Annotated in this window: 20 protein-coding genes; 9 read left to right on the top strand and 11 right to left on the bottom strand. The window is 64.4% G+C overall.

Features of this window, described 5'->3' with window-relative positions; translation table 11 throughout:
• The first annotated feature begins 529 nt into the window (after positions 1-529).
• Positions 530-2035 carry a malate dehydrogenase (quinone) gene (mqo, locus tag ACIPG5_RS11305; protein ID WP_176516797.1) on the top strand — a complete coding sequence of 502 codons (1506 nt, stop codon included), beginning with the start codon at positions 530-532 and terminating at the stop codon, positions 2033-2035.
• Positions 2036-2098: 63 nt separating this feature from the next.
• Here mqo and ACIPG5_RS11300 read toward each other — a convergent pair whose 3' ends face one another.
• From ACIPG5_RS11300 to ACIPG5_RS11285, 4 genes are all read right to left on the bottom strand, one after another.
• On the bottom strand, positions 2099-2389 hold the full coding sequence (locus ACIPG5_RS11300; RefSeq protein ID WP_176516795.1) for a PA4642 family protein: 291 nt from the start codon (positions 2387-2389) through the stop codon (positions 2099-2101).
• Positions 2390-2457: 68 nt separating this feature from the next.
• Positions 2458-2928, bottom strand: coding sequence for a hypothetical protein (locus tag ACIPG5_RS11295; RefSeq protein ID WP_176516794.1), 471 nt, complete (start codon positions 2926-2928; stop codon positions 2458-2460).
• A 52-nt stretch (positions 2929-2980) separates the two neighbouring features.
• Positions 2981-3454, bottom strand: coding sequence for a WbuC family cupin fold metalloprotein (locus tag ACIPG5_RS11290; RefSeq protein ID WP_176516793.1), 474 nt, complete (start codon positions 3452-3454; stop codon positions 2981-2983).
• A 2-nt stretch (positions 3455-3456) separates the two neighbouring features.
• Positions 3457-4014, bottom strand: a complete 558-nt coding sequence (locus ACIPG5_RS11285; protein ID WP_176516792.1) for a hypoxanthine-guanine phosphoribosyltransferase — start codon at positions 4012-4014, stop codon at positions 3457-3459.
• 161 nt (positions 4015-4175) lie between these two features.
• Between ACIPG5_RS11285 and upp the strand changes: the two genes are divergently transcribed.
• Positions 4176-4814 (top strand): uracil phosphoribosyltransferase, encoded by a 639-nt coding sequence (gene upp / locus ACIPG5_RS11280; protein WP_176516791.1) that lies wholly within the window; start codon positions 4176-4178, stop codon positions 4812-4814.
• A 2-nt stretch (positions 4815-4816) separates the two neighbouring features.
• Positions 4817-6091: a uracil-xanthine permease family protein gene (locus ACIPG5_RS11275; protein WP_236237875.1), complete on the top strand. Its 1275-nt coding sequence runs from the start codon at positions 4817-4819 to the stop codon at positions 6089-6091.
• Positions 6092-6221: 130 nt separating this feature from the next.
• Here the strand turns inward: ACIPG5_RS11275 and hemH are convergent, their stop codons facing one another.
• On the bottom strand, positions 6222-7235 hold the full coding sequence (gene hemH, locus ACIPG5_RS11270; protein ID WP_401374993.1) for a ferrochelatase: 1014 nt from the start codon (positions 7233-7235) through the stop codon (positions 6222-6224).
• 13 nt (positions 7236-7248) lie between these two features.
• The gene (locus tag ACIPG5_RS11265; protein WP_401374990.1) at positions 7249-8154 is read right to left on the bottom strand and encodes a TIGR01777 family oxidoreductase; all 906 of its coding nucleotides are present in this window, start codon (positions 8152-8154) and stop codon (positions 7249-7251) included.
• A gap of 186 nt (positions 8155-8340) precedes the next feature.
• Here ACIPG5_RS11265 and ACIPG5_RS11260 point away from each other — a divergent pair, with 186 nt between their 5' ends.
• The 5 genes from ACIPG5_RS11260 (at position 8341) to ACIPG5_RS11240 (ending at position 13422) form a co-directional block, all read left to right on the top strand.
• The gene (locus tag ACIPG5_RS11260; protein ID WP_176512161.1) at positions 8341-9327 is read left to right on the top strand and encodes an NAD(P)/FAD-dependent oxidoreductase; all 987 of its coding nucleotides are present in this window, start codon (positions 8341-8343) and stop codon (positions 9325-9327) included.
• Between the two features lie 109 nt (positions 9328-9436).
• A complete protein-coding gene (locus ACIPG5_RS11255; RefSeq protein ID WP_401374988.1) occupies positions 9437-10405 on the top strand; it encodes a YbgA family protein in 969 nt (322 codons plus the stop codon).
• Positions 10395-11282 carry a MerR family transcriptional regulator gene (locus tag ACIPG5_RS11250; RefSeq protein WP_176512163.1) on the top strand — a complete coding sequence of 296 codons (888 nt, stop codon included), beginning with the start codon at positions 10395-10397 and terminating at the stop codon, positions 11280-11282. The genes ACIPG5_RS11255 and ACIPG5_RS11250 overlap by 11 nt, the downstream gene beginning before the upstream one ends.
• Positions 11283-11284: 2 nt before the next feature.
• Positions 11285-12727 (top strand): deoxyribodipyrimidine photo-lyase, encoded by a 1443-nt coding sequence (gene phrB / locus ACIPG5_RS11245; RefSeq protein ID WP_401374985.1) that lies wholly within the window; start codon positions 11285-11287, stop codon positions 12725-12727.
• Entirely contained in the window at positions 12724-13422 is a 699-nt protein-coding gene (locus tag ACIPG5_RS11240; protein ID WP_236237880.1) for an SDR family oxidoreductase, read from the top strand. Before phrB ends, ACIPG5_RS11240 begins: the two co-directional genes overlap by 4 nt.
• Before the next feature lie 2 nt (positions 13423-13424).
• Here the strand turns inward: ACIPG5_RS11240 and murI are convergent, their stop codons facing one another.
• The 5 genes from murI to hemA are packed head-to-tail and all read right to left on the bottom strand — an operon-like array spanning position 13425 to position 18150.
• Positions 13425-14222, bottom strand: a complete 798-nt coding sequence (gene murI, locus ACIPG5_RS11235; RefSeq protein ID WP_176512166.1) for a glutamate racemase — start codon at positions 14220-14222, stop codon at positions 13425-13427.
• Positions 14215-14970 carry a molybdopterin-synthase adenylyltransferase MoeB gene (locus ACIPG5_RS11230; RefSeq protein ID WP_176512167.1) on the bottom strand — a complete coding sequence of 252 codons (756 nt, stop codon included), beginning with the start codon at positions 14968-14970 and terminating at the stop codon, positions 14215-14217. Before ACIPG5_RS11230 ends, murI begins: the two co-directional genes overlap by 8 nt.
• The gene (prmC, locus tag ACIPG5_RS11225; protein ID WP_286914220.1) at positions 14964-15794 is read right to left on the bottom strand and encodes a peptide chain release factor N(5)-glutamine methyltransferase; all 831 of its coding nucleotides are present in this window, start codon (positions 15792-15794) and stop codon (positions 14964-14966) included. Before prmC ends, ACIPG5_RS11230 begins: the two co-directional genes overlap by 7 nt.
• Positions 15794-16876 carry a peptide chain release factor 1 gene (gene prfA, locus ACIPG5_RS11220; protein ID WP_176512169.1) on the bottom strand — a complete coding sequence of 361 codons (1083 nt, stop codon included), beginning with the start codon at positions 16874-16876 and terminating at the stop codon, positions 15794-15796. Before prfA ends, prmC begins: the two co-directional genes overlap by 1 nt.
• On the bottom strand, positions 16873-18150 hold the full coding sequence (gene hemA, locus ACIPG5_RS11215) for a glutamyl-tRNA reductase (RefSeq protein ID WP_176512170.1): 1278 nt from the start codon (positions 18148-18150) through the stop codon (positions 16873-16875). Before hemA ends, prfA begins: the two co-directional genes overlap by 4 nt.
• A 446-nt stretch (positions 18151-18596) precedes the next feature.
• Between hemA and ACIPG5_RS11210 the strand changes: the two genes are divergently transcribed.
• A complete protein-coding gene (locus ACIPG5_RS11210) occupies positions 18597-19085 on the top strand; it encodes an Hcp family type VI secretion system effector (RefSeq protein ID WP_401374979.1) in 489 nt (162 codons plus the stop codon).
• The last annotated feature ends 6 nt before the right edge of the window (positions 19086-19091 follow it).

Below are 19091 nucleotides of genomic sequence, written 5' to 3'. Positions count from 1 at the left end.
GGACGTCTCCTGATCGGGCCCCGCACCTGCCGCTTGACCCCGGCACCTTCACCGCCCCAGCCCACAGAGAGCCTTCCACTCAGGTCTTGCAACGGCTGTCGTGCCTGCTTTTCCGGCCCTTCGCACTGCATGAACCTGTGGGTTGCCATCGCGCAGTCCCCTTTTGAGGTTCACGTCTCCAAAAGAGCGTGAAAAAACGGTTTTTCACAACTTCACGAGAGTGTGGCGAGCAATGAACAGTCTGGCATGTGCAAAAGCGGCAGATGTGTCCCGAACAGCCCTGAACAGGCGGCTAAAACGCTCATTCCCAATGGGTGATTGAGGCCGTTCCATAGCGCACGCACGACACCTTGACCATAAGTCGAATTGCCGCACCCGTGGCAAACGGCGTTCAATACCTGAACCCAAAGACTGATTGGCGGTGTCCGCGGAAGTTGCAAGAACTGCGAAGAGTCGGACATGGCGATCCTGGCGACCCTGGGGTCCTATGCTGTCAATTAGGTAGCTGTAGATTGTGGAGACGCGTTAAATGGCGCAGAACGAATCGGTTGATGTAGTACTGGTAGGCGCGGGCATCATGAGTGCCACCCTGGCCGTACTGCTCAAGGAGCTTGACCCGACCCTGAAGCTTGAGGTCGTCGAGGCGATGGACTCCGGGGCCGCGGAAAGCTCCAACCCCTGGAACAACGCAGGTACCGGCCACGCCGGCCTGTGCGAGCTGAACTACACGCCGCAGGCTGCCGATGGCAGCATCGACATCAAGAAGGCGGTGCACATCAACACCCAGTTCGAGGTCTCGCGCCAGTTCTGGGCCTACCTGAGCAAGAAAGGCAACTTCGGCTCGGCGCGTGCCTTCATCAACCCTGTCCCGCACCTGAGCTACGTCGAAGGTGACAAGGGTGTGGCCTTCCTCAAGAAGCGTTTCGAGATGCTCAAGCAGCATCACGCCTTCGCCGAGATGGAATACACCGAAGACAAGGCCGTGATGAACGACTGGATGCCGCTGATGATGCCCGGCCGCCCGGCCGACCAGCACATCGCCGCCACCCGCGTGACCAAAGGCACCGACGTCAACTTCGGCGCCCTGACCAACAAGCTGCTCAAGCTGCTGGGCGACTCTGCCGATGCGCAGGTCAAGTACAGCAAGAAGGTCGTCGGCCTGCGCCGTAACGGCAGCGGCTGGACCGTCAGCATCAAGGACGTCAACAGCGGCGGCAGCCGCGAAGTCGACGCCCGCTTCGTGTTCCTCGGCGCCGGTGGCGCGGCCCTGCCGCTGCTGCAACTGTCGGGCATCCCGGAGAGCAAAGGCTTCGGCGGCTTCCCGGTCAGCGGCCAGTGGCTGCGTTGCGACAACCCGGAAATCGTCAAGCAGCACCAGGCCAAGGTCTACAGCCAGGCCGCGGTCGGCGCACCGCCGATGTCGGTGCCGCACCTGGACACCCGCGTGGTGGACGGCAAGACTTCGCTGCTGTTCGGCCCGTACGCAGGCTTCACCACCAAGTTCCTCAAGCACGGTTCGCTGATGGACCTGCCGCTGTCGGTACGCATGGGCAACATCGGCCCGATGCTGGCCGTGGCCCGCGACAACATGGACCTGACCAAGTACCTGGTCAGCGAAGTGATGCAGTCGATGGAGCAGCGCCTGGAATCCCTGCGTCGCTTCTACCCAGAGGCCAAGGCAGAAGACTGGCGCCTGGAAGTGGCCGGCCAGCGCGTGCAGATCATCAAGAAAGACCCGAAGAAAGGCGGCATCCTGCAGTTCGGCACCGAGCTGGTCTCGGCCCAGGACGGCAGCCTGGCGGCACTGCTCGGCGCTTCGCCGGGCGCGTCGGTGACCGTGTCGATCATGCTCGAGCTGATCGAGCGCTGCTTCCCCGAGCAGGCCAAGGGTGCCTGGGCTGCCAAGCTCAAGGAAATCTTCCCGGCCCGCGAGAAGGTCCTGGCGACCGATGCAGCCCTGTACCACAAGATCAGCGCCGAGAACGATGCGGCACTGGAGCTGGTGGAAGACAGCCCGGCCAAGCATTACGCCTGAACCGGCTGAAACGAAAAAACGCCCCTCGGGGCGTTTTTTTGTGCCTGCTGCCTCGGCGCCGGGTCAGCCACGGGCCTTGGCGATGATCTCGACATACTCAGGCGCATTGCGCTGGTCGGCGATCTGCTCGACGAAGGTCTTGCCGTGCTCGTCCTTGCCATCGAGGTCATAGCCGGCCTCGACGAAGAAGCCGACGAACCGCTCGAAGTCATCCACGCGCAGGCCACGGTAGGCCTTGACCAGCTTGTGCAGCGACGGCGAGGTCACGCCATCGGCCGGCTCGAACTGGAGGAACGTCTTGACGTAGTCATCGCTGATCTCGTCACCAATCACCTGCTTCTTGTCTTTGCGCATTGCCGGCTCCAACTGGACCATCACGGGATTTCGAAGGCCGGCAGTTTACCCCCCACAGGCCGCGCGCCTCAACGCGTACGTACGGTGCCGGTGTGCAGGTCGGCCCAGACATGGCCGTTGGCATAGGTGAGGAACTGCACGTACACGGTCTCGTTGCGCAGCAGGTCCATGATCACCCGGTAATCGCTGGCCGGGTAATTGAGGTTCAAGGTACGGGATTTTTCGTCATAGACCGGCTTCTTCAAGCTCTTGCCCGCTTCGCCATCGAAGGTCAGCAGCACCTGGCCGATGGTGGCGCCCTTGCTCAGCGGCTTGCCCTTGAGGCGCATCTGCAGCGAGGCGGTGATCGGGATAGGCTGCTGGTCGGACTGGCGCTGGGCACCGACCACTACCGAATAATCGGTCACTTGCAACAGTTGCTGGGCGGTGGGCGCTTGCTGGCGCAGGGCCTGGTCATCGGGCGGGAGGAATTGGCTGTGCAGGGGGGCGGCGGCGAGCGGCAGGCTCACCGCCAGCAGCAGGGGAAGAATCGCGCGCATGTGAGGCTCCTTGGCATGAAGGCGCACTCTAGCACGCGCCCCAAGGGCGCAATCAATCGAACTGGGCGATCATCCAGGCGTGATAGTCGGCCACACCGGGCTCACCTTCACGGGGCGCCCAATGGGCATGCTCGCCCTCTCCCAACTGGCGATACGGGCCGGCCTTGCATTCGAACAGCACGCTGTCTGCCTCCAGCACCACCAGCCCATGGTAGATCCCGGGCGGCAGGTCGACCCCCAGGCACTCGCCACCCGCCTCGAGCAGGCGCTTGCCGGTGACGTTGCCCAGCTCGTCGAACACCAGCAGGCCCAGGCGGCCCTTGAGCGCCAGCAGGGTCTCTGCCTTGTCGTCGCTCAGGTGCCGGTGCGGCGGGATGTAGGTGGACGGCTGCAAGCCAACCGCCAGGCGGTGGCAAGGGTCATCCATCTCGTGGAAATTGTGGTGATGCCGCCCACGCGGGGCATCGGCGGCTTTCAGCGCCAGCCCGGCAAACAGCGATTGGTCGATGAAGGCGGGCTGATTCATGATTACATTCCCTTGACGGCGAAGATGCCGTTTGCGTTGCGCCAGTAAGCTTTATAGTCCATGCCATAACCAAAGATATAGCGGTCCACGCAGGACAGGCCTACATAGGTGGCTTTCAGGTCAGGGCTGGCCTTGCGGTCGTGGTCCTTGTCGATCAGCACGGCAGTGTGCACCGAGCGGGCACCGGCGTGCTTGCAGAACTCGATGATGGCGCTGAGGGTGTGGCCTTCGTCGAGGATGTCGTCGACGATCAGCACGTCGCGGTCGATGAACGACACTTCAGGCTTGGCCTTCCAGAACAGCTCGCCGCCGCTGGTCTGGTTGCGGTAGCGGGTGGCGTGCAGGTACGAGGCTTCCAGCGGGAACTGCAGGTGGGTCAGCAGTTTGCCGGCGAAGATCAGGCCGCCGTTCATCACGCAGAACACCACCGGGTTCTTGTCGTGCAGGTCCTTGCAGATCTGCTCGCCGACTTTGGCGATGGCCGCTTCCACTTCGGCTTCGTTGTACAGGCAGTCTGCCTCGCGCATGACTTGACGGATGTGCTCGAGATCAGCGGACATGGCGCTCTCCGGGGGGTGCATTTTGGAAAAGCGGGCAAAGGTACGCATCCGCTCGTCACAGATCAAGCATTTATGGACTAACGTGCAAAAGGACTGCACGACAGCAAAGGCTGAATAGATTAACCTAGCGCGGTTTTTTTGCCCGCCTTTCGGAGCCCTCTATGCCCACTCGTGAGATCCGCCATCCGCTGATCCGCCACAAGCTCGGCCTCATGCGCCGTGCCGACATCAGCACCAAGAATTTTCGCGAACTCGCCCAGGAAGTCGGCGCTCTTCTGACCTACGAAGCCACCCAGGACCTGCCCCTCGAAAGCTACGAGATCGATGGCTGGTGTGGCAAGGTTCAGGTGGAAAAAATCGCCGGCAAGAAGATTACCGTGGTGCCGATCCTGCGCGCCGGTATCGGCATGCTCGACGGCGTGCTCAGCCTGATCCCGGGCGCCAAGGTCAGTGCCGTCGGCGTTGCGCGTAACGAAGAAACCCTCGAAGCGCACACCTACCTGGAAAAGCTCGCGCCGGACATCAACCAGCGCCTGGCGCTGATCATCGACCCGATGCTGGCCACCGGCAACTCGATGGTCGCCACCATCGACCTGCTGAAGAAGGCCGGCTGCAAGGAAATCCGCGCCATGGTCCTGGTCGCGGCACCCGAAGGCATCGCCATGGTGGAAAAAGCCCACCCGGACGTGCGCATCTACACCGCCTCGATCGATCAGCGCCTGAACGAGCACGGCTACATCGTGCCGGGCCTGGGCGATGCCGGTGACAAGATCTTCGGCACCAAGCAGAAGGACGCCTGACCATGCAGGACGGCTTCAACGACCCGCTCTGGCGCCAGGTCGTTTCGGGCGCGCAGATGCTCTTCGTGGCATTTGGCGCGCTGGTGCTGATGCCGCTGATCACCGGCCTCGATCCGAACGTGGCGCTGTTCACCGCCGGTATCGGCACCCTGCTGTTCCAGCTGGTCACCGGCCGTCAGGTGCCGGTGTTCCTGGCATCGAGCTTCGCCTTCATCACTCCGATCATCCTCGCCAAGGGCCAGTTCGGCCTGGCCGAGACCATGGGCGGCGTGATGGCTGCAGGTTTCGTGTACACCTTCATGGGCCTGATGGTGAAGATCAAGGGCACCGGGTTCATCGACCGCATGCTGCCTCCGGTTGTCATCGGCCCGGTGATCATCTCCATCGGCCTGGCCATGGCGCCGATCGCCGCCAACATGGCGATGGGCAAGGGCGGGGATGGTGCGGTGCTGATGCCGTACAAGACCGCCATGCTGATCTCCATGCCGGCGCTGCTCACCACCCTGGTCGTCGCGGTCTTCGGCAAAGGCATCTTCCGCCTGGTGCCGATCATTTCCGGCGTGCTGGTCGGCTTTGCCCTGTCGTTCGCCTTCGGCGTGGTCGACACCGCCAAGATCGCTGCCGCGCCTTGGCTGGAGCTGCCCAACTTCACCGCGCCAGCGTTCAACTGGCAGGCCATCTTGTTCATCGTCCCGGTTGCCCTGGCACCGGCGATCGAGCACATCGGCGGGGTCATCGCGGTGGGCAGCGTCACCGGTCGTGACTACCTGAAAAAGCCGGGGCTGCATCGCACCCTGCTGGGTGACGGCCTGGCGACCACGGCAGCCGGCCTGTTCGGCGGCCCGCCCAACACCACCTATGCCGAAGTGACCGGCGCGGTGATGCTGACCAAGAACTACAACCCGAAAATCATGACCTGGGCGGCGATCTTCGCCATCACCCTGGCCTTCATCGGCAAGTTCGGTGCGCTGTTGCAGAGCATTCCGGTCCCGGTGATGGGCGGCATCCTCTGCCTGCTGTTCGGTTCGATCGCGGCGGTGGGCATGAACACCATGATCCGCCACAAGGTCGACCTGGCCGAGGCGCGCAACCTGGTGATCGTTTCGGTGACGCTGGTGTTCGGTATCGGCGGCGTGCTGATCGGCAGCGGCGACGGCCCGGACGACTGGGGCCTGAAAGGTATCGCCCTGTGCGCCATCGTGGCCATTGCGCTGAACCTGATCCTGCCGGGCAACGACAGCTGGAAGCACAAGAAGCTGGATGATCAGTTGCCTTGAGGAATTGACCTCGCGCGCGCGGGGGTTGTGATGGCCCTATCGCCGGCAAGCCGGCTCCCACAGGTTCTGTACCTTTCCCCCTGTGGGAGCCGGCTTGCCGGCGATAGGGCCAGGCCAACCAGCGGTAAAATCAGGCCTTCTCGCACATCCCCGCCAGCACCTTCACCCACTCCGGGTGATCATTCAGGCAAGGCACCAGCACCAACTCCTCGCCCCCCGCCTCGATGAACTGCTCCTTGCCCCGATCGCCGATCTCTTCGAGCGTCTCGATGCAGTCGGCCACGAACGCCGGGCACATCACCAGCAGCTTCTTCACCCCAGCCTTGGCCAATTCATCCAGGCGCGTCTCGGTATACGGCTCGATCCACTTGGCCCGCCCCAACCGCGACTGGAACGACACCGACCACTTGCCATCGGCAATGCCCATCTTCGCCGCAAAGGCCTTGGCCGTGGCCAGGCACTGGCCGCGGTAGCACACCGCACGCATCTCGGCGCTGGCGCCCGCGCAGCAGTCTGCCGCCTGGAAATCGTGCTTGCCGGTGGGGTCGAGCTTTTTCAGGTGCCGCTCCGGCAGGCCATGGAAGCTCAGCAGCAGGTGATCGTAGTCCTGTTGCAGGTGCGGCCTGGCACTGGCGGCCAGCGCCTCGATGTATGCCGGGTGATCGTAGAACGGCTGCAGCACACGCATCTCAAGCGGCAGCTGGCCGGCGGCAATCGCCTGCCTGGCCTGCTCCACCACCGTGGTCACGGTGCTGTCGGCGAACTGTGGATAAAGCGGCGCCAGGGTGACCTTGCGCACCCCCTGAGCAGCCAGGCGCGCGAGCACGTCCGGCAGCGCCGGCTGGCCATAGCGCATGGCAACTTCCACCGGGCCATGGGGCCAGTGCTCGACCATCGCCGCCTGCAACCGGCGGGTCAGCACCACCAGCGGCGAGCCTTCGTCCCACCAGATCGAGGCGTAGGCATGGGCGGACTGTTCCGGGCGCTTGATCAGGATCAGCGACACCAGCAGCCGCCGCACCGGCCAGGGCAGGTCGATCACGTAGGGGTCCATCAGGAACTGGTTGAGGTAACGGCGCACATCGGCCACCGAAGTGGAGGCCGGGGAACCCAGGTTGACCAGCAGCAGGGCGTGATCGGTCATGCAGCGTCCTATGTCAGAGGCGGCCGGACAGATTGTCCAGGGCCGATTGCAGATCGTTGAAGCGGAAGGTGAAGCCCGCTGCCAGCAGGCGCACCGGGCGCGCCCGCTGGCCGCCGAGCAGCAAGGTCGACAGCTCGCCAAGCCCGGCCTTGAGCAGCAACCCAGGCATGGGCATGAACGCCGGCCGATGCAAGGCTCGGCCCAGGCGCCTGGCGAACTCGCGGTTACGCACCGGCTCTGGCGCGCAGGCATTATAAGGACCGCTGGTGTCCTTGTGCTGCAAGAGAAAATCAATCAGGGCGACCTGGTCGTCTATATGGACCCACGGCATCCACTGCCGCCCATTGCCCAGAGGCCCGCCCAGCCCCAGCTTGAACGGCAGGCGCAGGCGCGACAAAAAGCCGCCGTCGCTGGCCAGTACCAGCCCGGTACGCACCAGCACCACGCGAACCCCGAAGCGCTGCGCACGCTGGGCGGTTTCTTCCCAGGCGATGCACAGCTGGCTGGCGAAATCTTCGCGCACCGGTTGCGAAGCCTCGGTCAGCTCCCGTTCACCGCCATCGCCGTACCAACCCACGGCAGAGCCGGATATCAACACCTCAGGGCGCTGCTCGCGGCTTTGCAACCAGGCCAGCAACTGCTCGGTAAGGGTGATGCGGCTGGCCCACAGCAACTGGCGCCGGCCCGCCGTCCACGGCCGGTCGGCAATCGGCGCACCGGCCAGATTGACGATGGCGTCCACCGGGTCGTCCGCCGCCAGCTCCTGCAACTGGGCAATACCGCGCACGCCCCTGCCGCACAGGCGTGGTACCTGATCAGGGCGGCGGCTCCAGACACTGATCCGATGGCCCTGGCCGAGCCAGAACTGGCACAGGTGCTGGCCGATCAAGCCGGTACCACCTGTCAGCAATATATGCATGGCTGTGTCCTCGCAGAGTGCGGCGATGGTCTATTTTTAACAACAAGGCACTTTTTTAACCAAACGCTCTCGGATAAACATAGGCCACCCTGCCCTATAAGCGGAATAACCTTATACAAACATTGTGCATTGTACAGGTTTGCCTGACAGCGTAGTCTGCGTACAGCAAGGTTCGAAGAGGCCATCATGACAGTACCTATTGCCATCATCGGTGCCGGTATCGCCGGCCTTTCCGCAGCCCAGGCCCTGCAAAAGGCCGGGCAGTCCGTACACTTGTTCGACAAAGGCCACGGCAGTGGCGGGCGCATGGCCAGCAAGCGCAGCGAAGCCGGTGCCCTCGACCTTGGCGCACAGTACTTCACCGCCCGCGACCGGCGTTTCGTCGAACAGGTGCAGCACTGGGTGGAAGCGGGCTGGGCCGAGCAATGGAAGCCTCAGCTGTACAACTACCGCGACGGCGAACTCACCCCCTCCCCCGACGAACAGACCCGCTGGGTCGGCGTGCCGCGCATGAGTGCGATCACCCGCGGCCTGCTCAAGGACGTGACGGTGAACTTCGGCTGCCGCATCGCCGAAGTGTTTCGCGGCAAACAGTACTGGCACCTGCAAGACACCGAAGGCTGCAGCCATGGCCCTTACAGCCGCGTGGTGATTGCCGTGCCCGCGCCTCAGGCCACGCCATTGCTGGCCGCCACACCCAAGCTCGCGGCAGTGGCCGCAGGCGTTGTGATGGAGCCGACCTGGGCCGTCGCCCTGGCCTTCCAGACCCCGTTGGACACGCCGATGCAAGGCTGCTTCGTGCAGGACAACCCGCTCGACTGGCTCGCCCGCAACCGCAGCAAGCCCGGCCGCGACGCACAGCTGGACACCTGGGTGCTGCATGCCACCTCGGACTGGAGCAAACAGCACATCGACCTGGCCAAGGAAGAAGTGATCGAACAGCTCTGGGGCGAATTCGCCGAGCTGGTCGGCTGCGTGGTTCCCGCACCGAGCTTCGCCCTGGCCCATCGCTGGCTCTATGCACGGCCCGCCGGCAACCATGAATGGGGCGCGCTGGCCGATGCCGACCAGGGGCTGTACGCCTGCGGCGACTGGTGCTTGTCCGGCCGCGTCGAGGGCGCCTGGCTCAGCGGCCAGGAAGCCGCACGGCGGCTGCTGGAGCACCTCGAATAGCCTGTACTGGAAAGCTATACAATAAATACTACTTGCATAAGTTTGTGGCTATGCTGGAATAAACTTGTACACGCCGAACCACATGTACAAGTTTATTCCGGAGATTGCCATGCCCGACATCGCCGCCACCCCCAAGCCTCGCATCGCCATCAGCGCCTGCCTGACAGGGCACAGCGTGCGCTACAACGGCGGGCACAAAAGCTCCGACCTGTGCCGCGAGCAACTGCAGGCGCACTTCGACTGGGTGCCGGTCTGCCCGGAAGTCGCGATTGGCCTGGGCATACCGCGCGACCCGATACGCCTGGTCGGCGACCCCGAGCACCCCGCCGTGGTCGGCACGCGCAACCCCGAGATGAACGTGACCGCGCCGCTGCGCCAGTACGGCGAGCAGATGGCCAGCGAGCTGGATGACATCTGCGGCTACATCTTCATGCAGAAATCCCCCTCCTGCGGCCTGGAACGGGTCAAGGTCTACCAGGACAACGGCCACCCCGCCCCCCAGGGCGGAACAGGCGCCTACGCGGCGGCGTTCTGCGCCCTGCGCCCGGACCTGCCAGTGGAAGAAGAAGGCCGCCTGCACGACCCGGTGCTGCGGGAGAACTTCATCAGCCGCGTGTATGCCTATGCCGACTGGCAGCATCTGCTGGCCCAGGGCCTGAGCCGCGGCGCCCTGGTGCGCTTCCACTCACGCTACAAGTACCTGCTGATGGCCAACAACCCGCACGCCTATCGCCAGCTTGGCCGCCTGCTCGGCAGCATGAGCCGCGATGACGACCCGCAGGTAATCGGGCCACGTTACTTCAGCCAGCTGATGCAGGCCCTGCGCCGATGCGCCAGCCGAGGCACCCATGGCAACGTACTGCAGCACTTGAGTGGCTACTTCAAGCACGCACTGACGCAGCAGGACAAAGCCGAACTGCAGCACATCATCGACCAGTACCAGCAAGGGGTCGTACCCCTGGTGGTGCCGCTGACCTTGCTCAAGCACCACCTGCGCAAACACCCCGACCCTTACCTGCAAGAGCAGGCCTACCTGCAACCACACCCCGACACCCTGGGGCTGCGCAATGCGGTCTGACGAACTTCTGCCGATCGGTGAACTGGCCCGCCTCACCGGCGTGAACCCGGTAACCCTGCGTGCCTGGGAGCGGCGCTATGGCCTGCTCAAACCGCAGCGCACCGCCAAGGGCCATCGCTTGTACCCAAGCGAGCAGGTCGAGCGGGTGAAAGCGATCCTCGCCTGGCTGCAGCGCGGTGCATCGGTGGGCCAGGTCCGCGACCTGCTCGACAAGCCCGCCGCCGTTGCCCCCCAGGGCGACTGGCAGGCGCGCCAGGCACAGCTGATCGAGGCCATTGCCAACCTTTCCCAGCGCGCCCTCGACCAGCAATTGAACCAGGCCATGGCGCTCTACCCTGCCATCACCTTGTGCGAACAGCTGCTGCTGCCGTTGCTGGACAGCCTGGCACTGCGCTGGCGCAGCTATTTCAATGCCCAGCTCGAGCAGGTGTTCTTCCACACCTGGCTACGCAGCAAGCTGGGCGCCCGCGTTTACCACGACAACCTGCTGCTGCAGGGGCCTGCGGTACTGCTCGCCGAAGACGCCGGGCAGCCCTTCGACCCTGGCCTGTGGCTGTGCGCCTGGCTGCTGACCAGCAATGGCATCCCGGTCGAAGTGCTGGAGCAGCCAGTCAGCGGTGCACTGCTGCAGCGCGCGGTCAGCGTATTGCAACCGCGAGCGCTGCTGCTGCACCTGGGGCCGCGAATCGATGCCAAAGCCCTGCAACGCACGCTGCAGGGCATTACCTGCGTGAAATTGCTTGGGGGCGCCACGGTGTCCCTTCATCGCGCACAACTGCAATCTTTCGAACTTTCCCATCTGTACCTGTTCGACAGTCCACAGGCAGCATTGCGTTTGCTGCAACACCCTGAACACCCGCCTGCCGAGATGACTTGACCATGCAATTGATCTGGTTGCGCACTGACCTGCGCATCGACGACAACACCGCCCTGAGCGCCGCCGCCGAGCGAGGCTCGGTAGTGGCCCTGTGGCTGGCCAGCCCGGGCCAGTGGCAGGCCCATGATGATGCGCCGTGCAAGGTCGACTTCTGGCTGCGCAACCTGCGCGACCTGCGCCACTCGCTGGACGCGCTCAACATCCCGCTGCTGATCCGCAAGATCGACACCTGGGATGAAGCCGCCGCCAGCGTGCTCGAGGTTTGCCGCCAGCACGCCATCGAGGCGGTGCACTGGAACGATGAATACGGCATCAACGAGCAGCGGCGCGACCAGGCTACCCGCAAGCACCTGCAGGCAGCCGGCATCCAGGCCCACAGCTACCTGGACCAGCTGCTGTTTCGCCCCGGCACCCTGCTGACCCGTGCGGGCGACTACTTCCAGGTGTTCGGCCAGTTCAAGAAAGCCTGCCTCGAGCACCTGCACCGCAGCCTCCCGGCACTGGCCCCGCGGGTGAAAGCACAAGCGCCGCTGGACATCGCCAGCGACCCGATCCCGCAACATATCGACGGTTTCGAAAAGCCACCCCGCACCCTCAGCGACCACTGGCCTGCCGGCGAAGCACAAGCGCAAGCGCGGCTGACGCGGTTTCTCGACGAAACCGTGGAGGACTACCAGCACCTGCGCGACCTGCCCGCCGAACCCGGCACCAGCCAGCTCTCGGCTTACCTGGCCGCCGGCGTGATATCGCCCCGGCAATGCCTGCATGCGGCCCTGGCCAGCAACCGGGGCGAATTCGACAGCGGCAGCAGCGGCATCCAGACCTGGATCAACGAGCTGCTTTGGCGTGAGTTCTACAAGCACATCCTCAGCGGTTATCCACAGGTGTCACGGCATCGCGCCTTCCGCGCCCACACCGAGGCCCTGCCCTGGCGCGATGCCCCCGACGACCTGCAAGCCTGGAAAGAGGGGCGCACCGGTTTCCCGCTGATCGACGCCGCCATGCGCCAACTGCTGCATACCGGCTGGATGCACAACCGCCTGCGCATGGTGGTGGCCATGTTCCTCAGCAAGAACCTGCTGATCGACTGGCGCCTGGGCGAGCGCCACTTCATGCGCCACCTGATCGACGGTGACCTGGCTGCCAACAATGGCGGCTGGCAGTGGAGCGCCTCCACCGGCACCGACGCCGTGCCCTATTTCCGGCTGTTCAACCCCATTTCCCAGTCACAGCGCTTCGACCCACAAGGGCGCTTTATCCGCCAATGGTTACCAGAATTGAGCCTTTGCGATAACAAAACTATTCATCAGCCGGTGAAATCGGCGGATCTGTTGTCTATCAATAGCTATTACAGTCCAATCGTCGATCTCGGAAGTAGTCGTCAGCGTGCACTGGAGGCGTTCAAAAGCCTTCCACGCCGGCAGGAGCAGAGGGCAGCATATTGAATAACTCGCGAACGTTCTGGGTCACGGGAGCAACCAACGGGCTGGGTTTGGCCTTGGTCGAGCGATTGCTCGAACTGGGCCACCGGGTTGCCGCCAGCGGCAAGGACGGCGAAGCACTGGATGCCTTGGCCTCGCGCCACGGCAGCAAGCTGCTGCGCCTGCCCTGGCAGTTGCACGATGAGGAGCAGGCGGCCAGCGCCTGCCAGCAGCTGTGCCATGCCTGGGGCACGCTGGACAGCCTGATCATCAATGCCGGCACCAGTGATTACCTGGCCGACGATGTAGCCGACAGCGAGCTGTTCGAGACCATCGTCAGCAGCAACCAACTGGCCGGTGAACATTGCCTGAGCAAGGTCCTGCCGTTGCTGGCCAAGGGCGATTCACCGCAAGTGATGGCCATCTTCAACCGCTATTCGGCGTTGCAGCTGCATTCACCCACCCAGGTAAGCGCAGGCTGGAACAACATGCCCCAGTGGCTGCGCGAGGAACGTGATGAGCTTGAGGAATTGGGGATCGACCTGACGGTGGTGGCGCCACAGTCACTCAAGACCCCGGTGACCTCCGCCCAGGCCGCCCCCGATGCCTGGACGCCACAGAGTGCCGCAGAGGAATTGCTGCGGCGCTTGCCGCTGCGTGAACCTGAACTGGTGCTGGAGGTACTCGACTTGAGTGCCTTGTGGCCACTGTCACGCTGATGCTATTGCTCGAAGCGCTGCACCGGGCTCGCTTCATGCCACAGCACAGGCAGGACGCTGCTCAGCGACCGAGGCTCGGCACTGCTCCAGAACGCCGCCGGCTGCGCGGGCCCTTCGGCCAGCAGGTCGCGGGCGGCCAGCAGGCGTTGCAGCTGGCGCGCCACGGCCGCACCGGTGTCGATGATCGCCACATCGGCGGGCACCATGGTCGCCAGCAGCGGGCGCAGGAAGGGGTAGTGCGTGCAGCCGAGGATCAGCGTGTCGCAACCGGCGGCCAGCAACGGCTGCACATAGCCTTGCAGCAGCTGGCGCAACGGCGCGCTGTCCAGGTCGCCCGTCTCGATCAACTCGACCAGCCCTGGGCAGGGCTGGGTGACCACCTGCACATCACTGGCGAAACGGTCGAGCAACGCTGCAAACTTGGCGCTTTGCAGGGTGCCGGTGGTGGCCAGTACCCCGACTACGCCAGTACGGGTGGCAGCGGCAGCCGGCTTGACGGCAGGCTCCATGCACACCAGCGGCCAGTCGGGGTAGCGCTCACGCAGGTCGGCCGCCGCCGCCACTGTCGCCGTGTTGCAGGCCAACACCAGGGCCTTGGCCCCCTGGGCGCGGAAGAATTCGGCAATGCGCCGGCAACGCTCGCGGATGTACTCCGGGGATTTCTCGCCATAGGGCACATGGCCGCAATCGGCCACGTAGCGTAGCGATTCGTTGGGCAGCAGGCGCTGGATCTCGGCCAGTACCGACAAGCCGCCGACCCCCGAGTCCATCACGCCGACCGGCGCCGAGCGCTCAAGCATCGCGCTGCCCGCACACGGCGCAGGCCGGGTCGCGCTTGACCCGCAGCTCGCGCAGGCGGGTGCCGAGGGCATCGATCAGCAGCAGCCGGCCCACCAGCGGCTCGCCAAAACCGGCCAGCAACTTCATCGCCTCCAGCGCCTGCAGGCTGCCGACCAGGCCGACCAGCGGGCCGATCACCCCTGCCTCGCTGCAGGTCAGCTCGGCTTCGCTGCCATGGCCATACAGGCAGTGGTAGCAAGGGCTGTAGTCACGCCGTGGGTCGAACACCGACAACTGCCCTTCCAGGCGAATCGCCGCGCCGCTGACCAGCGGCTTGCCCTTGGCGAAACAGGCGGCGTTGACCGCCTCGCGGGTGGCGAAGTTGTCGGAGCAGTCGAGCACCAGGTCCACCGCCGCCACGGCGGCGGCCAGGGAATCTTCATCCAGCGCCTGGCGGTGGGCCACCAGGCTGATCTCGGGGTTGATCGCCTGCAGGCGCTGCAGCGCCGAGTCCACCTTGCTCATGCCCACGCTGTCGCTGTCATGCATGACCTGGCGCTGCAGGTTGGTCAGGTCGACGGTGTCGAAGTCGGCCAGGTGCAGTTCACCCACACCCGCCGCGGCCAGGTACAGCGCCACCGGCGAGCCGAGCCCGCCCAGCCCGACGATCAGCGCCTTGCTGCGCTTGAGCCGCAGTTGGCCGTCGATATCGACCTGTGCCAGCAGAATCTGCCGGCTGTAACGCAACAGTTCCTGATCGCTCAACATGGCAGACGCCCCAAGGAAATACGTTCATGGCCGCCAAGGTCGGTGCGGCTGGCAACCTCGATGAAACCTTGCCCGGCCAGCAGTTCGCGCACCGCCGAGGCCTGGTCGTAACCATGTTCGAGCAGCAGCCAGCCCCCTGGCAACAGGTAACCTGGCGCCTGGCTGACGATCAGCCGCAGGTCGTCCAGGCCGTCGGCCCCGGCGACCAGCGCGCTGCTGGGCTCGAAGCGCACATCGCCAGCGACCAGGTGCGGGTCTTCGGCGGCGATGTAGGGCGGGTTGCTCAGGATCATGTCGAAGCGCTGGCCGGCCAGGTTGCCGAACCAGTGGCTGGCCAGCACCTGCACATTGCCAAGGCCCAGGCGCTGACGATTGCGCTCGGCCAGGGCCACCGCCTCGTCCACCCGGTCCACGGCCGTGACCTGCCAGGCCGGGCATTCGCTGGCCAGGGCCAGGGCGATGGCTCCGGTGCCAGTGCCAAGGTCGAGCACCCGCGCGGGGGCCGCCGGCTGCAGCTCGAGCGCCGTTTCCACCAGCAATTCGGTGTCGGGGCGCGGAATCAGCGTGTGCGGCGCCACCTCCAGGTCGAGCTTCCAGAAGCCCTGCTGCCCGAGGATGTAGGCCACAGGCTCGCCGCCGCGGCGGCGCGCCAGGTAGCCGGCGTAGGTGTCGGCATCTTCACTGCTGACGATGCGCTCGGGCCAGGTGTGCAGGTAGCTGCGCGACTTGCCAATGGCAGCGGCCAGCAGCAGTTCGGCATCCAGGCGCTCGGTCGGCGAGTCTGGCAACTGCGCGTTGCGCAGCAAGCTGGCAATGATGGTCATCAGTCCCCCAGGGCGGCCAGTTGGTCGGCCTGGTATTCGGCCAGCAAAGGTTCGATCACGGCGTCCACGCCCCCGGCGAGGATGTCGTCGAGGGAGTACAGGGTCAGGTTGATGCGGTGGTCGGTGACCCGGCCCTGTGGGTAGTTGTAGGTGCGGATGCGCTCGGAGCGGTCACCCGACCCCACCAGCAGCTTGCGCTCGCTGGCGATGGCGTTCTGCGCGGCGCTGGTCTGCATGTCGTTGAGCTTGGCCGACAGCCAGGACATGGCGCGCGCACGGTTCTTGTGCTGCGAACGCTCTTCCTGGCACTCGACCACGATGCCGGTAGGCAAGTGGGTGATGCGGATCGCCGAGTCGGTCTTGTTGACGTGCTGGCCGCCGGCACCGGAGGCGCGGTAGGTGTCCACGCGCAGGTCGGCCGGGTTGATCTCGATGGCCACTTGTTCGTCAGGCTCGGGCAGCACCGCCACGGTGCAGGCCGAGGTGTGGATGCGGCCCTGGGATTCGGTTTCCGGCACCCGTTGCACACGGTGCGCGCCAGACTCGAACTTGAGCTTGCCGTACACGCTGTCGCCTTCGACGCGGGCAATGATCTCTTTGTAGCCGCCGTGCTCGCCTTCGTTCTCCGAAAGAATCTCCAGGCGCCAGCCACGCCGCTCGGCGTAGCGCGAATACATGCGGAACAGGTCGCCCGAGAAGATCGCCGCCTCGTCGCCACCGGTGCCGGCGCGGATTTCCAGGAACACGTTGCGCCCGTCGTTAGGGTCCTTGGGCAGCAGCATGCGCTGCAGCTGCGACTCCAGGCCAAGCAGCTGTTCCTTGGCTTCGCGCACCTCGTCCACGGCCATTTCGCGCAGGTCGGGGTCGGCGTCCTTGAGCAGCGCCTGGGCGCCCTCGAGGTCGTCCTGCACCTTGCGCCAGGCTTGGTAGGCGCCGATCACCGGCTCTACTTCGGCGTATTCGCGCGAATAGGCGCGAAAGCGCGTCTGGTCGGATATGACTTCGGCGTCACCAAGCAGCGCGGTGAGTTCCTCGAAGCGGTCCTGGAGCGTGTCCAGTTTGTTCAGCAGCGACGCTTTCATTGCGGGGATTTGTCCGTCGAGCCCTCGTTGAGGGCAAAGAGTTCCTGGGCCATGGCCAGCGCATCGAGGCGGCCCTCGGCCGAGAGCTTTTTCAGTTGCACGCTGGGCGCATGCAGGAGTTTGTTGGTCAGCCCCCGGGCCAGTTGGGCCAGTACGTCTTCGGGGTTGCCGCCGTTGGCCAGCAGGCGCTGGGCCTTTTGCAGTTCTTCGTCGCGCAGGCGCTCGCTTTGCTGGCGGTAGGCGCGCAGCACGTCCACCGCGGCCAGCTCGCGCAGGCGCGCCATGAAGTCCTCGGCGCCTACCGACACCAGCTCTTCGGCAGCCTGGGCCGCGCCCTGGCGGCTCTTGAGGTTTTCCGCGACCACTTCGTGCAGGTCATCGACGGTGTACAGGTAGACGTCGTCGAGCTCGCCGACTTCCGGCTCGATGTCGCGCGGCACGGCGATATCGACCATGAAGATCGGCTTGTGCCGGCGCTGCTTCAGCGCGCTTTCCACGGCGCCCTTGCCGAGGATCGGCAACTGGCTGGCGGTGGAGCTGATGACGATGTCGCTGTGGGCCAGTTCCTGGGGAATATCGGCCAGCAGCACGGCATGGGCACCGAACTGCTCGGCGAGGGTGCTGGCCCGCTCCAGGGTGCGGTTGGCCACGACGATGCGGCGCACGCCCTGCTCATGCAGGTGGCGGGCAACCAGGGTGATGGTTTCGCCGGCCCCGATCAGCAGCGCCTGGCTGCGGCCCAGGTCGCTGAAGATCTGCTTGGCCAGGCTCACCGCAGCGAAGGCCACCGACACCGGGTTTTCGCCGATCGCGGTGTCGGTGCGCACCTGCTTGGCGGCGCTGAAGGTGGCCTGGAACAGGCGCCCGAGCAGCGGGCCGATGGTGCCGGCCTCACGCGCGACGGCATAGGCCGATTTCATCTGGCCGAGGATCTGCGGCTCGCCGAGCACCAGCGAGTCGAGGCCCGAAGCCACCCGCATCATGTGCCTGACGGCGTCGTGCTCCTCGTGGACGTAGGCACTGGCGCGCAGCTCGTCCAGGCTCAGCCGGTGGTATTCGGCCAGCCACTTGAGCACAGCGTCGGAAGACAGGTGGTCCTGCTCTATATAGAGCTCGCTGCGGTTGCAGGTGGACAGGATCGCCGCCTCACGGCTGGCGGTCAGTCGGCAGAGCTGCTGCAGGGCGTCGACCAGCTGCTCTGGGGTAAACGCCACGCGCTCGCGTACGTCTACCGAGGCAGTCTTATGGTTGATACCAAGTGCAAGAAAGGCCATGCAAGGTCGCTGGTTGTGACGGGAAGCCGATAATTGTCCTCTTTCGCAGGTTTTAGAACAACCACCGTTCGCTATTGGGCTGATAGCACCTGCCTGGGCGGTGCCAGCATCACCCCTTCGGCCCCCTTCATCCTGTGGGAGCCGGCTTGCCGGCGATGCGAGCACCACGGTCCCTGGCACCGGCTTCGCCAGTGATCGCTGGCAAGCCAGCTCCCACATGATCCGCGTCGAGCGAGGGAATATTTCCTACAAAATCAGCCGTGCAATGAAAACTTTCGACACATGCATCGCGATTTTATCCATTAGCTTGTAGTCCATTTCTGAAACAAAGCCCCAGCTATTGCCCCATTCCCATTCGATGCCTAGCCTTGCCGCTCACTGACCGGGTTCAACCTCCCGCCAGCCCATAAACCTTCATATTCAATGATTGCCAAGGAGCGGTAAGCATGGCTTTTGACGCCTATTTGAAAATCGACGGCATCCCAGGCGAAGCACTGGATGACAAATACACCAAATGGATCGAAGTTGACGGCTATCAGTTCGGTGTCAGCCAAAGCACTTCTGCTACGGCAAGTTCCGCCGGTGGTGCCACCTCAGGCCGCACCGCCGTCAGCCATTTCACCTTCACCAAGTTTCTCGACAGCGCCAGTTGCAAACTGATGGAAGCCAGTTGTGCGGGGCAACATCTCAAGGAAGTCAAACTCGCACTTTGCCGGGCTGGCGGCGACAAACTCAAGTATTACGAAATCATCCTCGAAGAAGTGATCATTGCGGACTACACCCAAAGCGCTGCCGATGGCGTGCCGATAGAAGTGGTGCAACTTGATTACGGCAGGATCAAGACCACCTATACCCAGCAGAAACGCATCGACGGCTCCGGCGGCGGCAACATCGCCGGCGGCTGGGACCGCATCGGCAACAAGACATACGCGTGAGGAAAA

Source organism: Pseudomonas sp. NPDC087029, from assembly GCF_044745345.1.
Taxonomy (GTDB): domain Bacteria; phylum Pseudomonadota; class Gammaproteobacteria; order Pseudomonadales; family Pseudomonadaceae; genus Aquipseudomonas; species Aquipseudomonas faucium.
Note: the sequence above shows the minus strand (reverse complement) of the source record. Positions and strands in the feature narration are given on the sequence as shown.

What these genes read in the sequence shown, in the direction of transcription:
- mqo (WP_176516797.1), top strand. Translation starts at nt 530, where the DNA reads ATGGCGCAGAACGAATCGGTTGATGTAGTACTGGTAGGCGCGGGCATC.
- ACIPG5_RS11300 (WP_176516795.1), bottom strand. Translation starts at nt 2,389, where the DNA reads ATGCGCAAAGACAAGAAGCAGGTGATTGGTGACGAGATCAGCGATGAC.
- ACIPG5_RS11295 (WP_176516794.1), bottom strand. Translation starts at nt 2,928, where the DNA reads ATGCGCGCGATTCTTCCCCTGCTGCTGGCGGTGAGCCTGCCGCTCGCC.
- ACIPG5_RS11290 (WP_176516793.1), bottom strand. Translation starts at nt 3,454, where the DNA reads ATGAATCAGCCCGCCTTCATCGACCAATCGCTGTTTGCCGGGCTGGCG.
- ACIPG5_RS11285 (WP_176516792.1), bottom strand. Translation starts at nt 4,014, where the DNA reads ATGTCCGCTGATCTCGAGCACATCCGTCAAGTCATGCGCGAGGCAGAC.
- upp (WP_176516791.1), top strand. Translation starts at nt 4,176, where the DNA reads ATGCCCACTCGTGAGATCCGCCATCCGCTGATCCGCCACAAGCTCGGC.
- ACIPG5_RS11275 (WP_236237875.1), top strand. Translation starts at nt 4,817, where the DNA reads ATGCAGGACGGCTTCAACGACCCGCTCTGGCGCCAGGTCGTTTCGGGC.
- hemH (WP_401374993.1), bottom strand. Translation starts at nt 7,235, where the DNA reads ATGACCGATCACGCCCTGCTGCTGGTCAACCTGGGTTCCCCGGCCTCC.
- ACIPG5_RS11265 (WP_401374990.1), bottom strand. Translation starts at nt 8,154, where the DNA reads ATGCATATATTGCTGACAGGTGGTACCGGCTTGATCGGCCAGCACCTG.
- ACIPG5_RS11260 (WP_176512161.1), top strand. Translation starts at nt 8,341, where the DNA reads ATGACAGTACCTATTGCCATCATCGGTGCCGGTATCGCCGGCCTTTCC.
- ACIPG5_RS11255 (WP_401374988.1), top strand. Translation starts at nt 9,437, where the DNA reads ATGCCCGACATCGCCGCCACCCCCAAGCCTCGCATCGCCATCAGCGCC.
- ACIPG5_RS11250 (WP_176512163.1), top strand. Translation starts at nt 10,395, where the DNA reads ATGCGGTCTGACGAACTTCTGCCGATCGGTGAACTGGCCCGCCTCACC.
- phrB (WP_401374985.1), top strand. Translation starts at nt 11,285, where the DNA reads ATGCAATTGATCTGGTTGCGCACTGACCTGCGCATCGACGACAACACC.
- murI (WP_176512166.1), bottom strand. Translation starts at nt 14,222, where the DNA reads ATGCTTGAGCGCTCGGCGCCGGTCGGCGTGATGGACTCGGGGGTCGGC.
- ACIPG5_RS11230 (WP_176512167.1), bottom strand. Translation starts at nt 14,970, where the DNA reads ATGTTGAGCGATCAGGAACTGTTGCGTTACAGCCGGCAGATTCTGCTG.
- prmC (WP_286914220.1), bottom strand. Translation starts at nt 15,794, where the DNA reads ATGACCATCATTGCCAGCTTGCTGCGCAACGCGCAGTTGCCAGACTCG.
- prfA (WP_176512169.1), bottom strand. Translation starts at nt 16,876, where the DNA reads ATGAAAGCGTCGCTGCTGAACAAACTGGACACGCTCCAGGACCGCTTC.
- hemA (WP_176512170.1), bottom strand. Translation starts at nt 18,150, where the DNA reads ATGGCCTTTCTTGCACTTGGTATCAACCATAAGACTGCCTCGGTAGAC.
- ACIPG5_RS11210 (WP_401374979.1), top strand. Translation starts at nt 18,597, where the DNA reads ATGGCTTTTGACGCCTATTTGAAAATCGACGGCATCCCAGGCGAAGCA.